Annotated in this window: 13 protein-coding genes and 1 rRNA gene; 13 read left to right on the top strand and 1 reads right to left on the bottom strand. The window is 70.8% G+C overall.

Going from position 1 to position 14,413, the window contains the following annotated elements; translation table 11 throughout:
• Positions 1-12 precede the first annotated feature (12 nt).
• Positions 13-129, top strand: a 5S ribosomal RNA gene (gene rrf / locus Q1V88_RS18105).
• Positions 130-195: 66 nt separating this feature from the next.
• Here the strand turns inward: rrf and Q1V88_RS18100 are convergent.
• The gene (locus tag Q1V88_RS18100; RefSeq protein WP_300683031.1) at positions 196-1,308 is read right to left on the bottom strand and encodes a DUF1015 family protein; all 1,113 of its coding nucleotides are present in this window, start codon (positions 1,306-1,308) and stop codon (positions 196-198) included.
• Positions 1,309-1,331: 23 nt separating this feature from the next.
• On the opposite strand from Q1V88_RS18100, the gene Q1V88_RS18095 reads away from it, so the two are divergent.
• The 12 genes from Q1V88_RS18095 to Q1V88_RS18040 all read left to right on the top strand — a co-directional run bounded on the left by Q1V88_RS18095 (position 1,332) and on the right by Q1V88_RS18040 (position 14,380).
• Positions 1,332-2,336, top strand: a complete 1,005-nt coding sequence (locus Q1V88_RS18095; protein ID WP_300683029.1) for an HAD-IIA family hydrolase — start codon at positions 1,332-1,334, stop codon at positions 2,334-2,336.
• A 10-nt stretch (positions 2,337-2,346) separates the two neighbouring features.
• Entirely contained in the window at positions 2,347-2,553 is a 207-nt protein-coding gene (locus tag Q1V88_RS18090; protein WP_300683026.1) for a hypothetical protein, read from the top strand.
• Positions 2,554-2,555: 2 nt separating this feature from the next.
• Positions 2,556-3,437 carry a TlyA family RNA methyltransferase gene (locus tag Q1V88_RS18085; protein ID WP_300683024.1) on the top strand — a complete coding sequence of 294 codons (882 nt, stop codon included), beginning with the start codon at positions 2,556-2,558 and terminating at the stop codon, positions 3,435-3,437.
• Positions 3,434-4,369, top strand: a complete 936-nt coding sequence (locus tag Q1V88_RS18080; protein WP_300683022.1) for an NAD kinase — start codon at positions 3,434-3,436, stop codon at positions 4,367-4,369. The genes Q1V88_RS18085 and Q1V88_RS18080 overlap by 4 nt, the downstream gene beginning before the upstream one ends.
• The gene (gene recN, locus Q1V88_RS18075; RefSeq protein WP_300683019.1) at positions 4,362-6,098 is read left to right on the top strand and encodes a DNA repair protein RecN; all 1,737 of its coding nucleotides are present in this window, start codon (positions 4,362-4,364) and stop codon (positions 6,096-6,098) included. Before Q1V88_RS18080 ends, recN begins: the two co-directional genes overlap by 8 nt.
• Positions 6,099-6,197: 99 nt before the next feature.
• The gene (gene steA, locus Q1V88_RS18070; protein WP_300683017.1) at positions 6,198-7,337 is read left to right on the top strand and encodes a putative cytokinetic ring protein SteA; all 1,140 of its coding nucleotides are present in this window, start codon (positions 6,198-6,200) and stop codon (positions 7,335-7,337) included.
• On the top strand, positions 7,337-8,173 hold the full coding sequence (locus tag Q1V88_RS18065; protein WP_300683015.1) for a copper transporter: 837 nt from the start codon (positions 7,337-7,339) through the stop codon (positions 8,171-8,173). Before steA ends, Q1V88_RS18065 begins: the two co-directional genes overlap by 1 nt.
• 11 nt (positions 8,174-8,184) lie before the next feature.
• Positions 8,185-9,900 (top strand): CTP synthase, encoded by a 1,716-nt coding sequence (locus Q1V88_RS18060; RefSeq protein WP_300683013.1) that lies wholly within the window; start codon positions 8,185-8,187, stop codon positions 9,898-9,900.
• A 10-nt stretch (positions 9,901-9,910) separates the two neighbouring features.
• On the top strand, positions 9,911-10,495 hold the full coding sequence (locus Q1V88_RS18055) for an NUDIX hydrolase (RefSeq protein ID WP_300683012.1): 585 nt from the start codon (positions 9,911-9,913) through the stop codon (positions 10,493-10,495).
• Positions 10,492-11,433, top strand: coding sequence for a site-specific tyrosine recombinase XerD (gene xerD, locus Q1V88_RS18050; RefSeq protein WP_300683010.1), 942 nt, complete (start codon positions 10,492-10,494; stop codon positions 11,431-11,433). Before Q1V88_RS18055 ends, xerD begins: the two co-directional genes overlap by 4 nt.
• A gap of 4 nt (positions 11,434-11,437) precedes the next feature.
• Positions 11,438-14,029 carry an RNA helicase gene (locus Q1V88_RS18045; protein ID WP_300683008.1) on the top strand — a complete coding sequence of 864 codons (2,592 nt, stop codon included), beginning with the start codon at positions 11,438-11,440 and terminating at the stop codon, positions 14,027-14,029.
• Between the two features lie 39 nt (positions 14,030-14,068).
• Positions 14,069-14,380, top strand: coding sequence for a GNAT family N-acetyltransferase (locus tag Q1V88_RS18040; RefSeq protein ID WP_300683005.1), 312 nt, complete (start codon positions 14,069-14,071; stop codon positions 14,378-14,380).
• Positions 14,381-14,413: the final 33 nt, after the last annotated feature.

The following is a 14,413-nucleotide window of genomic DNA, read 5'->3' as shown; positions in this document are numbered from 1 at the left end:
GATCGCTAGAGTTACGGCGGCCATAGCGAGAGGGAAACACCCGGTCCCATCCCGAACCCGGAAGTTAAGCCTCTCAGCGCCGATGGTACTGCAACCGCGAGGTTGTGGGAGAGTAGGACGCCGCCGGACATACTTTATGCGCAGGGCCATCCCGTTCACGGGATGGCCCTGCTGCCATTTCGAAAGCCGTCGCGCTCAGCGGATGATGCGCATCAGCGATCCCACCGCCGGCTTCGGCTGGAAGGAGGTCGCCTTCTCCGGCAGCGTGCGGCCACTGAAGGCTGCTGTCGAGATGTCGTCGAAGGCCGGGGGAGGAAGCAGGAGCGCCACGGCGCTCCGGTGACGCAGGGCGTCCAGGGCTGCGTCGTGCTCGTGGTGGAACTCGATGTCCCACGGCCCCCGGGGCAGCGCCGGGATCAGACGCTCGTGGAGCGCTTCGACCAGCGCACGGCCGTTGGTCGGGGTGAGGTCGAGTGTCGCCCACCGACGGCCGTCGGTCACCACGACGCGCTGACGCTTCGCGTCGGGGCGCAGCTCGTGCGGACGGAACTGGAACGGCGCGCCGATCGACCGGGCCGCCGCCTGGATGTCGGCTAGCGTCACGCGGGGGAGGACCCGATGGATCGCCCCGACCGCCAACGGCGTCACGTCCTGGTCCACCAGGAACGCCAGCCCTCGGTCGTAGGCACCCCCGGGGATGCGTGCCTGCATCCGCAGATACGCCGCGTAGCGGTGGTGACCGTCGGCAATCATCGCTCGCGACGACGCCATCGCCTCGCTGACGGAGGTGAGGAGATCAGGATCGCGCAGGGCCCAGATCCGGTGTGGGTGGCCTGCGTGATCGGCGTACTGGCGCGTGGGTGCCTCCAGCACGACCGCAGCCAGCAGCGACTTCAGGGCAGCGGAGCCGCGGTGCACCAGCAGGATCGGGGCCGGCTGCAGTGCCATCTGCGCCATCCGGTCGACCAGCTCGTCGGACTGGCGCGGGTGGATCTCCTCGTGCGGGACGACCGCAGCCACGCTCGCGTCGACGGCACGGGTAGTGAGCTCAAGCAGACCGACCAGGCCACGGACCGTGGTGACGCCGTCGCTGTACTCGTGCAGATAGAGGGCAGGATCGGAGTCCTGCATCAGCCGACGTCGGCGGTCCCACTGCTCGATACGTGCCTCGACGCCCTTCCAGGGGCGGGCGAACAGCCGGGCAGAGGCAGGGTCCCCGACGAGGACCGGCTGCATCAGGGTCGCCGCGAACGGCGTGAGCTGGAGTGGACCCGCGAGGGACGGTGGCACCACCGTTCGCATGTCCATCGCACCATCGTAGGGTGACCGGCATGGAGTCGACCGCTGGCCGCGCCCTGATCAACCGATATGACGTGGTGATGTTGGACCTCGACGGGGTGGTCTACATCGGCGGGGCAGCGGTGCCCGGTGCACCGGAGTACCTGGCCCAGGCCCGCGGCGCCGGGGCCCGCCTGGCGTTCGTGACGAACAACGCCGCACGGCGTCCCGAGACCGTCTCCGATCACCTGGTGGAGCTCGGCGTCCCCGCCACGCCGGCCGACGTCGTCACCTCGGCCCAGGCCGCTGCACGGGTCCTGGCAGACCGGCTTCCGGCCGGAAGCCGGATCGCCACCCTCGGTTCCGACGGTCTGCTGGCTGCCCTCGAGGCGGTCGGCCTGGTCCCGGTCGCGGTCGACGACGTCAGTGCCGTCGCGATCGTCAACGGCTACGCCCCCGAGGTGACCTGGCGCCAGATCATGCGGGCCGCGGTCCGGATCAAGGAGGGGCTGTGGTGGGTCGCCACCAACACCGACCTCACGATCCCCACCGCCTTCGGCACCGCCCCCGGCAACGGCGTGATGGTGGAGCTGCTGCAGGGCTTCAGCGGCGTCACCCCGGTCGTCGCGGGCAAGCCCGACCGCCCGCTGCTGGACGAGACCATCCGCCGGGTCGGGGGAGAGCGTCCACTGATGGTCGGGGACCGGCTCGACACCGACATCGCCGGTGGCGCCCATGCCGGGGTCGACACGCTGCTGGTGATGACCGGGGTCACCGGCGTCGCCGACCTTGCTGCGGCCCGGGGCGAGGAGAGGCCGACGTACGTCGCTGCCGACCTCGGCGGTCTGGTGCGCGAGCCGAGCGAGGTCGTGAGCGCTGCGGACGAGGTCACCTGCGGCGGCTGGCGGGTCACGATCCAGGCCGGTGCCCTGAAGGTCGAGGGCGAGGGCGCCGTCGACGACTGGTGGCGGGCCGTGGCCGCTGCGGCATGGCAGGTCGCTGACAGCACCGGGACGGTCGCGAATGTCGATGCCCTCACCCCGCCGACGGGTCGGTAACCTTCTCGACATGACTGAGGGGATCGAGGCCACGGTGGCGGCAGCGCAGGTGCGTACCGGTGTGCCGCTGGTCGACTCGATCCTGGAGTCCGTCGAAGCCGCGGCAGACCTGCCGCCCGAGGCCCAGGTGGGCGTCTTCGAGCGGGCTCACGAGCAACTGCGTCGCGCTCTGGACGCACCGACCGATGCGGCTCCGGCCGCTAGTGAAGACGACTGACGATGGCCCATGCCGGAAGCCCCCGCCGCCTACGACTCGACGCCGAGCTGGTGCGTCGTTCGTTGGCCCGATCCCGCGAACACGCCTCGGAGCTGATCGCTGCAGGTCGTGTGACAGTCTCCGGTGCGGTGGCGACCAAGCCCGCGACCGGCGTCACCACCGATGTCGCGATCGTGGTCCGCCCCGACCCGCTCAGCCCCGACTACGTCTCCCGGGGTGCGCACAAGCTCGTCGGCGCACTGACGGCGTTCGGGGCCCTCGGGCTGAGCGTCCAGGGACGCCGCTGTCTGGACGCCGGTGCCTCCACCGGTGGCTTCACCGAGGTGCTGCTGCGCAACGGCGCCGCCCAGGTGCTCGCCGTCGACGTCGGCTACGGCCAACTGGCCTGGAAGCTCCAGTCCGACGAGCGGGTGGTGATCCACGACCGGACCAACATCCGTGAGATCACACCGGAGTCGATGGGCGGCCCCGTCGACCTCATCGTTGGTGACCTCTCCTTCATCTCCCTCGAGCTCGTCCTGGACGCGCTGCTCGGCGTGATGCAGCCTGACGGCGACCTCGCTCTGATGGTGAAGCCCCAGTTCGAGGTTGGCAAGGACCGGGTCGGCAAGGGCGGCGTCGTGCGTGACTCCGCGCTCCGCGCCGAGGCCGTCGTCTCCGTCGCCCATGCCGCCGCTGCCCGCGGGTGGGGTGCGCGGGCGGTGACCACCAGTCCGCTGCCGGGCCCCTCGGGCAACGTCGAGTTCTTCCTCTGGCTGCGTCGCGGCGAGCCCACGATCACCGATGACGAGATCACCGAGGCGGTCGTGAACAAGGTCGGCCTCAGCCTTCCTGGGGAAGAACGCCCCGAAGTGTCGGACCAGTCTGAGAGGCTGCAGCCATGACCACCCCTGCGGATGTCGTCCGCCGTGTGCTGATGCTGACCCACACGGGTCGGCCTGAGGCGCGCGCGGTCGCGGCACAGTTCACCAAGGCGCTCGAGGAGCACGGCATCATCGTCCGGATGCCGGCCGACGAGTCGGCCGAGCTCGGCCTCGCGCCGCGCGGTTTCGTGCCCGGCGTCGAGCTGGGCGAGACCGCCGAGGACTGCGAGCTGGTCCTCGTGATCGGCGGGGACGGGTCGATCCTGCGCGCCGCCGAGGTCACCCACGGCAGCAACGTGCCGGTCCTGGGGGTCAACCTGGGCCACGTCGGCTTCCTCGCCGAGGCCGAGGTCGAGGACGTCGGCACCGTGCTCGATGCGATCGTCCACCGGCACTACACCATCGAGGATCGACTCACCCTCGACGTGAAGGTGACCAATGACGGCGACGAGGTCTTCCGCACCTTCGCTGTCAACGAGGCGAGCGTGGAGAAGGCGGCACGCGAGCGCATGCTCGAGGTCGTCATCGAGATCGACGGACGTCCGCTGTCCCGGTTCGGCTGCGACGGCGTGGTCTGTGCCACCCCGACCGGCTCGACCGCCTACAACTTCTCTGCCGGTGGCCCGATCGTGTGGCCCTCGGTGGAGGCCCTGCTGATGGTGCCGATCAGCGCCCATGCCCTCTTCGCCCGCCCGCTGGTGGTCTCGCCCACCTCGACGATGGCGGTCGAGGTGATCAAGACGACCAACGGCGCCGGAGTGCTGTGGTGCGACGGCCGTCGAGCCGTCGACCTGCCGCCCGGCGCCCGGATCGAGGTCACCCGCGGTGACCGTCCGGTCCGTCTGGTCCGGCTCCACCAGGCGCCGTTCACCGACCGCCTGGTGGCCAAGTTCGACCTGCCCGTCGAGGGCTGGCGCGGCGTGGCCTCGCGCCGGGGGAGCAGCGATGATTGAGGAGCTTCGGATCAGCTCCCTGGGCGTGATCGACTCCTCCGTGCTCGAGCTCGGACCCGGCCTGACCGTCATCACCGGTGAGACCGGCGCGGGCAAGACGATGGTCGTGACGGCGCTCGGACTGCTGCTCGGCGGACGCGCCGACGCCGGCTCGGTCCGACGCGGCTCCAAGAGTGCCCGGGTCGAGGGACTGATCAGCACCGCCGGCCTGCCCGGCCTCGTCGACGCCGTCACCGAGGCCGGTGGCGAGGTCGAGGACGACTCCGTCCTGCTGGCCCGCACCGTCGCGGCCGAGGGACGTTCCCGTGCCTTCGTCGGCGGCGCCGCGGTGCCGATCACCACCCTTGCCGGCGTCAGCGAGCCCCTCGTCGCCGTCCACGGCCAGTCCGACCAGCACCGGCTGCTCCAGGGCCGAGCACAGCGCGACGCCCTGGACCGCTTCGGTGGGCCCGCGCTGGCCGAGGTGCTGGGGGAGTACACCCAGCGCTACCGCGACCTGGTCGCGGTCGAGACCGAGCTGGCCGAGGTCAGTGCCTCGGCCCGTGAACGTGCCCGCGAGGCCGACCTGCTCCGCTTCGGCGTCGGCGAGGTCGAGGCCGTCGACCCCCAGCCGGGCGAGGACGTCCAGCTCGCCACCGAGGAGGCGCGGCTCGGCTTCGCCGACACCCTGCGCCGAGCCGCCGAGAACGCCCGCGAGGCGCTCTCCTCCGAGGACGGTCACCCCGACGCGCTCGGCGCCCTGGCCGCGGCCCGCACCGAGCTCGAGGGGGTGCGCGCCCACGACCCCGAGGCAGCCACCCTCGCCGACCGGGTCGGCGAGCTCACCTACCTGCTCTCCGACCTCGCTGCCGACGTCGCGTCCTACGCCACCTCGGTCGAGACCGACCCGATGCGGCTGGCCACCGTCTCCGAGCGCCGCGCAGCGCTCGGCGCGCTGACCCGCAAGTACGGCGAGACCATCGACGAGGTGCTGGCCTGGGCCGCGGAGTCCTCCGACCGCCTCCTCGACCTCGACGGCACCGACGAGCGGATCGAGCAGCTGCGCCGCCGGCGTGCCCAGGTCAGGTCCGAGCTGGCCGACCTCGCACAGCGGCTCAGCACGCTCCGCACCGAGGCCGCCGCCCGGCTCTCCGCCGAGGTCACCGCCGAGCTCGGGCACCTCGCCATGCCGCACGCCAGGGTCACCATCGTGGTCTCCCAGATCGAGGCGGACCCCGCGACCGGCAAGGCACCGCTGGCCGTCGGCACGCGTCACCTGCGGTTCGGCTCCGGTGGCGTCGACGACGTCGAGTTCCTGCTCGCGGCCAACACCGGCTCCGACCCGCGTCCGCTGCACAAGGGTGCCTCGGGCGGTGAGCTCTCCCGGGTCATGCTCGGCCTGGAGGTCGCGCTGGCGGGGACCAGCCCGGTGCCCACGTTCGTCTTCGACGAGGTCGACTCCGGGGTCGGCGGCGCTGCCGCGGTCGAGGTCGGGCGCCGGCTGGCGAAGCTCGCCCGCACTGCTCAGGTCCTGGTCGTCACCCATCTCCCGCAGGTGGCGGCGTACGCGGACCGGCATGTGATCGTGGAGAAGTCGCACGACGGCACCGTCACCAGCTCGGGTCTGACGCTCCTCGACGATGCCGGTCGCGAGCGCGAGCTGTCCCGGATGCTCGCCGGGATGGCCGACTCCGACACGGCGCTGGCCCATGCCCGCGAGCTGCTCGACGTCGCCCGCAACGCACTGTGAGGCTTCCCACAGGACCGGCGGTGCCAGGCGGCATCTGACACGCCCACCGACCTCGGGTTGGCGGATTGGGGACGGCTCGGATGCGACCATGACGGGGTTATGAAGATCTCCACCCGGCCCACCGTTCCTGCTCTCGGTGTGACCGGTCCTGCGCGGGTCGGTCGTCCGACCAAGTCGCTCCTTCCCCGGCTCAACCGGGGCGATGTCGCCGTGATCGATCACCGAGATCTCGACCGTCCGACCGCCGAGGCGCTGGTGCGCGCTGGTGTCGTCGCGGTGGTCAACGCCCAACCGATGTTCTCGGGGCGCTACGCCAACCTCGGACCGGCGGTGCTGGCCGAGGCGGGCATCGTCGTCGTCGACGGGGTCGGCTCGTCGGCGTACGCCCGACTGGCCGACAACCCCGGGGAGATCCGGCTGCACGAGGGCAGCATCTTCACCGGGACCGACCTGCTCGTCGCCGGACGTGATGTCACCGCCGAGCACATCAAGGCCGAGATGGAGCGCGCCGACGTTGGTCTGGCAGCGCACGTCGAGACCTTCACCCGCAACAGCGCCGAGCTGATCCGCCGCGACCTCGACCTCCTCCTGGAGGGCGAGGGCCTGCCCGCGATGCCGACAGCCCTGCAGGGACGCCCGACCCTGGTCGTCGGCCAGGCCCACCCGGCCGAGATTGTCCACCTGCGCTCCTTCGTCTCCCAGGAGCGTCCGGCGGTGATCGCCGTCGACGCGGCCGCGGACCGACTCCGCGCCCACCGGATCCAGGCCGACGTCATCGTCATCTCCGAAGCCGACCGGCTGCCCGCCAGCAAGGTGCTCAAGGCCGCCAGCGTGGTCGTGCTGGTCAACGACGCCGGTACGTCGACCGAGGCGGCCGAGGCCCTCGGACGCAGTGGCGTCGAACCACGCCTGGTCCGCACCCAGGCCAACGGTGACGACGTCGCGGTCCTCCTGGCCGGTGCCCTGCAGGCCTCGGTCGTGGTCGGGGCGGGGTTGCCGGCCTCGCTGGCTGACTTCCTCGACCGGCAGCGGCCCGGTCTCGCCGGGGCGTTCCTGGCCCGGCTGGCGATCGGCGGGCGCTACGTCGACGCCAGCACCGTCCCTCTGCTCTACACCGGCCGGGTGAGGCCCTGGCACGTCGTCACCCTCGGCGTGGCCGGGGTGGCCGGTCTCGCGCTGGCGATCGCCGCCACGCCGATCGGTCAGGCCTGGCTCGACACCCTGCAGGGGTGGTTCTGATGCGGAAGCTCGTCGTCGCCGTCCTGGTGCTCTTCGCGCTCGCGATCGGGATCGCCCTGGGCACCGGCCCACTTGGCGACAAGATCGACGAGGAACGTCATCCGGTCAGTGCGTCCGCCTCGGCCTCGCGTAGCTCCGACCCGCTCGACAGCGCCCTGGCCACCTCGGTAGCGCCGTCGGTGCTGGCCGGCAAGCTCACCGGTCAGACCGTCACCCTGGTGGTCCTGCCCGGTGCCAGTGACGCCACCGTCCGCGGCCTGAGCGCCGACATCACCGCAGCCGGGGGAGCGGTGGCCTCCACCGCCAAGCTCACCGACACCTTCACCAACCCCGGGGAGAAGGCGCTGATCGACTCCCTGGGCACCCAGATCCTCGCTCAGACGCCGGGCGTGGTGGACGCCACGCTGACGACGTACCCGCGGATCGGCGCCCTGCTCGGCGTCGCGCTCACGACCACGGCGGCGCCTACCCCGGTGACTCCCGCTGCGGCCACCCTGCGCGAGACGTTCGACGCCGGTGAGCTGATCTCGGCACCGATCACGGGCAACCTCGCCACCCTGACCCTGGTCGTCGGTGGCGACCATGTCGACACCCCGATCCTCACCGGCGTGCTGACTGGACTGCGCTCCAAGAGCCGCGGCCTGGTGCTGGCCGGTGTCGCCCGGTCCAAGGACGTCGCCGCCGTGCGAGCCGCCTCCCTCCCGGTCGGCACCTTCGACGGCGTCGAGACCGCAGCCGGCCGGATCGGTTCGGTGCTGCTCCTCGCGAGGCAGATCACGTCGCCCGGGGGATCCTTTGGCGCGTCCGGTTCGGACGGGACGCTCCCTCTGGGATAGGATCGAACTCCATGAGGTCGGGGTCTAGTACCAAGCACGTATTCGTCACCGGAGGCGTCGCCTCCTCGCTCGGGAAGGGCCTCACGGCATCCAGCCTGGGCCGTCTTCTCCGCTCGCGCGGACTGCGCGTCACCATGCAGAAGCTCGATCCGTATCTCAATGTGGACCCGGGCACGATGAACCCGTTCCAGCACGGTGAGGTCTTCGTCACCAACGACGGGGCCGAGACCGACCTGGACATCGGTCACTACGAGCGGTTCCTCGATGTCGACCTGGTCGGCAACGCGAACGTCACCACGGGGCAGGTCTACTCCAACGTGATCGCCAAGGAGCGCCGCGGCGACTACCTCGGCGAGACCGTGCAGGTGATCCCGCACATCACGAACGAGATCTGCGACCGCATCCTGGCGATGCACGGCTCCGACATCGACGTGTGCATCACCGAGATCGGTGGCACCGTCGGCGACATCGAGTCGCTGCCGTTCCTGGAGTCGGCGCGACAGGTCCGACAGAAGCTCGGTCGCGACAACGTCTTCTTCGTGCACGTCTCCCTGGTGCCCTACATCGGGCCGTCCAAGGAGCTCAAGACCAAGCCGACCCAGCACTCGGTGATGGCGCTGCGCCAGATCGGCATCCAGCCCGACGCGATCGTGTGCCGCTCGGACCGGGAGCTGCCGGAGTCGATCAAGTCCAAGATCGCCCTGATGTGCGACGTCGACGACGAGGCCGTCATCACCTGCGCCGACGCCCCGAGCATCTACGACATCCCGAAGGTGATCCACCGCGAGGGTCTCGACGCCTACCTGGTGCGCAAGCTCGGCCTGCCGTTCCGCGACGTCGACTGGTCCATCTGGGACGACCTGCTGCGCAAGGTGCACCACCCCAAGGAGGAGGTCGAGGTCGCCCTGGTCGGCAAGTACATCGACCTGCCAGACGCCTACCTCTCGGTCGCCGAGGCGCTCAAGGCCGGTGGCTTCGCCAACGAGGCCCGGGTCACCATCCGCTGGATCCCGTCCGACGAGTGCGCCACCCCGGCTGGTGCCGCCAAGAACCTCAGCGACGTCGACGCCGTCCTGGTCCCCGGCGGCTTCGGCATCCGTGGCCTGGAGGGCAAGCTCGGCGCCCTCACCTACGCCCGCAAGAACGGCATCCCCACGCTGGGCATCTGCCTGGGCCTGCAGTCGATGGTGATCGAGTACTCCCGCGAGGTCCTCGGCCTGACCAAGGCCGGCTCCACCGAGTTCGACCCCGAGACGCCGGAGCCGGTGATCGCCACGATCGCCGAGCAGATGGCGTACGTCGAGGGTGCCGGCGATCTGGGCGGCACGATGCGTCTGGGCGCCTACCCCGCAGCCCTCAAGGAGGGCTCGATCGCCCGCGAGGTGTACGGCGGCGAGGCGACGATCTCCGAGCGTCACCGTCACCGCTACGAGGTCAACAACGCCTACCGTGAGCGGCTCGAGGAGGCCGGCCTGGTCTTCTCCGGCACCAGCCCGGACAACAACCTGGTCGAGTTCGTCGAGCTGCCCCGCGAGGTGCACCCGTACTACATCTCGACCCAGGCGCACCCCGAGCTCAAGTCGCGTCCGACCCGCCCGCACCCGCTCTTCGCCGGACTGATCGCTGCCGCGATCACCCGCCAGAAGGAGCAGCGCTTCCCGATCGACGAGAGCGGCCTCTACCGCGAGGCGGAGACCGCCGAGACGGTCGACGCCCCGGCTGTGTGAGGTCGTGACGATGAGCGCGAACCCGATGGACGTACCCGAGTCCTGGCCGGTCCTCTCCTCGGAGGTGGTCTTCTCGGAGTGGGTGATCGACGTCCGCAAGGACGTGATCACCCGCCCCGAGGGCGGCGAGAGCTTCAGCCGGCTGGTCGTGGACCACCCCGGTGCGGCCATCGTGTTCGCGCTCGACGACGAATTCCGGGTGCTGGTGCTGCGCCAGTACCGGCACGGCGTCCAGCACCGGATGGTGCAGCTGCCCGCCGGGGTGATCGACGGGGCCGGCGAGGACCCGCTCGACGTCGCCCAGCGCGAGCTGCGCGAGGAGGCCCAGTTCGCTGCGGCCTCGTGGACCCCGATGCTCGACTACTTCGTCTCCCCGGGGATTACCAACGAGCGCTACAGCCTCTTCCTGGCCCGGGACCTGACCCCGGTCGACCGCGGTGACTTCGAGCTCCAGCACGAGGAGATCGACCTGGTTCCCGAGTGGATCCGGTTCGTCGACCTGCTCGACGACGTCGTCTCCGGTCGGGTGCGTGACGGCGCCCTGATCAACGCCGTCCTGGCGTACAACGTGATGTCGCGGCGCGGCCAGTTGTGAGCCTTCCGCCCGCTCGGGCCGTCCGTCTGTGGCTCGACCACCTCTCGGTGGAGCGTGGCCTCTCGGCCAACACCCTGCAGGCGTACCGTCGCGACCTCGGGCGCTACCTCGACTTCCTGGCCGGCGTCGGGATCGAGGACCTCGGCTCCGTCACGGAGTCGACCATCACCGAGTACCAGATGCGTCTGGCCGAGGGCAGCCCCGAGCACCCCGCGCTGAGCACGACGTCGCGGGCACGGATGCTGGTCGCGGTCCGGGGCTTCCACAAGTTCGCCCTCGCCGACGGGCTCACCACCACCGATCCTGCCGCAGCGGTCCGGCCGCCGCGGCCTGCCAAGCGACTGCCCAAGGCGCTGCCGCTGGGCGACGTGGAGGCGATCCTCGCCGCGGTCAACACCGAGACGGTGCTCGGCCTGCGCGACAAGGCGCTGCTGGAGGTGCTCTACGGCACCGGTGCCCGGATCTCCGAGGCGGTCGGCCTCGATCTCGACGACGTCGACCTGGACGATCCGGCCGGCGGCACCGTGCTGCTGCGTGGCAAGGGCGGCAAGGAACGGCTGGTGCCGGTCGGCTCCTACGCCCGCGAGGCGCTGGAGGCGTGGCTGGTCCGCGGCCGTCCGTTGATCGCCGCCGAGGCGACCGACCCGCGCGGCAGCGGCGGCGCCGTCTTCCTCAACGCCCGCGGCGGGCGGCTCTCACGGCAGTCGGCGTGGACGGTGCTCAACCGCACCGCCGAGCGTGCCGGGATCACCCGCGACGTGTCGCCGCACACGATGCGACACTCCTTCGCCACCCACCTCCTCGACGGAGGTGCCGACGTCCGTGTCGTCCAGGAGCTGCTCGGCCATGCTTCGGTGACGACGACCCAGATCTACACGATGGTGACGGTGGACAACCTCCGCGAGGTCTTCGCCACCGCCCACCCGAGAGCACGGTGACCAGATGAACGCCCCCCGACCGACGCCTGTGTGGCCGAATGCCGGAGCGAGCCCGGAGGCGGTGCTCGACGCGGTGACGACGTACGCCGCGAGTCGTGGTCTGAGTCTGTATCCGCACCAGGAGGAGGCCACGCTCGCCCTGCTGGGCGGCGATCACGTCATCCTGGCGACGCCGACCGGCTCGGGGAAGTCCCTGGTCGCCGTCGCCGCCCACGCTGCGGCGCTGGCGACCGACCGGGTTTCCTTCTACACCGCCCCGATCAAGGCGCTGGTCAACGAGAAGTTCTTCGAGCTCTGCGCGATCTTCGGTGCCGACAACGTCGGCATGCTCACCGGTGACGCCTCGGTCAACGCCGATGCGCCGATCATCTGCTGCACCGCCGAGGTGCTGGCCAACCTCGCGCTGCGCGAGGGCCGGCACGCCGACGTCGGCCTGGTCGTGATGGACGAGTTCCACTACTACGGCGAGCCCGAGCGTGGCTGGGCCTGGCAGGTGCCGCTGCTGGAGCTGCCCCAGGCACAGTTCCTGCTGATGTCGGCGACCCTGGGGGACACCTCGGAGATCGCCGCCGACCTGACCCGACGCACCGGCCGCGAGGTCAGCCTGGTCAACGACGCCGAGCGCCCGGTGCCCCTGGACTTCACCTGGTCCCTGGAGCCTCTGGCCGACACGCTGTCCGAGCTGGTCACGACCGGCCAGGGCCCGGTCTACGTCGTCCACTTCACCCAGGCCGCCGCCGTCGCCCACGCCACCGGCCTGCTCGGCTCGACCTGGATCCCGAAGCCGTCCGAGGAGCTCAAGGAGCGCCTGGCCGGGGTGCCGTTCGGCTCCGGCTTCGGCAAGACCCTGACCCAGCTGCTCAAGCAGGGCATCGGGGTGCACCACGCCGGGATGCTGCCGCGCTACCGGCGCCTGGTCGAGCAGCTGGCCCAGGCCGGTCTGCTCCGGATCGTGTGCGGCACCGACACCCTCGGCGTCGGCATCAACGTGCCGATCCGCACCGTGCTCTTCACGGCGTTGGCCAAGTACGACGGCTCCCGGATGCGTGTGCTGCGCACCCGTGAGTTCCTCCAGATCGCCGGACGTGCCGGTCGGGCCGGCTACGACACGGTCGGGTCGGTCGTGGTGCAGGCACCCGAGCACGTCATCGAGAACGAGAAGGCCAAGGCCAAGTCGGCGGCCAAGAACGCGGCGATGAGCGACGCCCAGCGGGCCAAGCGGGCCTCCAAGCCGCAGCTCAAGAAGGCACCCGAGGGTTCGGTGGTGTGGACCGAGAAGACCTTCGAGAAGCTGGTCGCGGGGGAGCCCGAGGCGCTGGTCAGCCGGATGAAGGTCGACCACGCCATGCTGCTCAACGTGCTCTCCCGCGAGGAGGACGCGTTCGCGGTGATGCGGCACCTGCTGATGGGCAACCACGAGCCGCGCCGGATCCAGCTGCGACTGGCCCGCCGGGCGCTGCGCCTGACCCGCTCGCTGGTGGCATCCGGCGTCGTGACGCGGCTGGACCAGCCCGACGAGTTCGATCGCCGGTACGTCGTCACCGAGGCACTGCCGAGTGACTTCGCCCTCAACCAGCCGCTGTCGCACTTCGCCCTGGAGGTTCTGGAGACCCTGGACGTCGACGCGGCGACGTACGCGCTCGATGTGCTGTCGGTGATCGAGGCGACGCTGGAGGGTCCGCGCCAGATCCTCTTCGCCCAGCAGCACGCCGCACGCGGTGAGGTGATCGCCGAGCTCAAGGCCGACGGCGTCGACTACGAGGAGCGGATGGCCGAGGCCGAGAAGGTCACCTGGCCGCGCCCGCTGGCCGACGTGTTGGAGCCGCTGTTCGAGATCTACCGCGCCCCGCACCCGTGGCTCTCCGACGACGCCCTGGAGCCGAAGTCCATCGTGCGGATGATGTGGGAGCACGCGATGGGGTTCAACGACTTCGTCTCCCGCTACGACCTGGCCCGCTCCGAGGGCCTGGTGCTGCGCTACATCACCGACGCCTACAAGGCCCTGGTGCACACCGTCCCGGAGGCCCATCACACCGAGACCCTGGACGACCTGATCGACTGGCTGGCCGAGACGATCCATCAGATCGACTCCTCGCTGCTCGACGAGTGGCAGGCGCTCAGCGACCCCAGCCATGTCAGTGCAGCGGTCGCCGGTCACGCACCGCCGCCCCCGCCGCGTCCGCTCTCGGCACAGCCCGCGTTCACCGTGATGCTGCGCAACGCGCTGTGGCGCCGGGTCGAGCTGGTCGCCTACGACAAGGTCCGTCAGCTGGCCGACCTGGACCGCCTCGACGCGGCCCGGTTCGACCCGCCGCGGGAGCCGGAGATGACCCACGCCCGCTGGGACGCGGCGATGGAGGAGTACTTCACCGAGCACAACGACGTCCGCCTCGAGGCCGACGCCCGCGGGCCGCAGTTCCTCGACATCACCGACGGGGTCGAGGAGGGGCGCCGGATCCGCCGGGTGCGTCAGACCCTGGCCGACCCCGAGGGGCACCACGACTGGGTGATCGACGCGATCGTGGACCTGGACGCCTCGGACCTGCTGGGCGAGGCGGCACTGACGGTGACCGACTTCCATCGGCTCGGCGGCTGAGCCCGGGTTCTGTCGGCGGCGGCAGGTAGGTTGATCCTCGTGAACGATGCAGCCGCCTCCGCCGTCGAGGTGCGGGACAACCCCGCCGAGAACCGCTACGAGGTGTTCAAGGACGGCCAGCTGGCCGGGTTCAGCACCTACACGCTCTCGCGGGACGTGATCATCTTCCTGCACACCGAGACCGATCCGGCGTACGCCGGCCAGGGGCTCGGCTCGGCGCTGGCCCGCGGTCTGCTCGACGACGTACGCCGTCGTGGGCTGGCCGTCGTGCCGCTGTGCCCGTTCATCAAGGGCTGGATCGACAAGCACCCCGACTACGCCACGACGGTGGAGAGCTCGCGCCCGCTCTGAGGACGAAACCTGATGCCGTCGGGTGCCGAGCCG

This window comes from Nocardioides sp. (assembly GCF_030150155.1).
Lineage (GTDB): Bacteria > Actinomycetota > Actinomycetes > Propionibacteriales > Nocardioidaceae > Nocardioides.
Note: the sequence above shows the minus strand (reverse complement) of the source record. Positions and strands in the feature narration are given on the sequence as shown.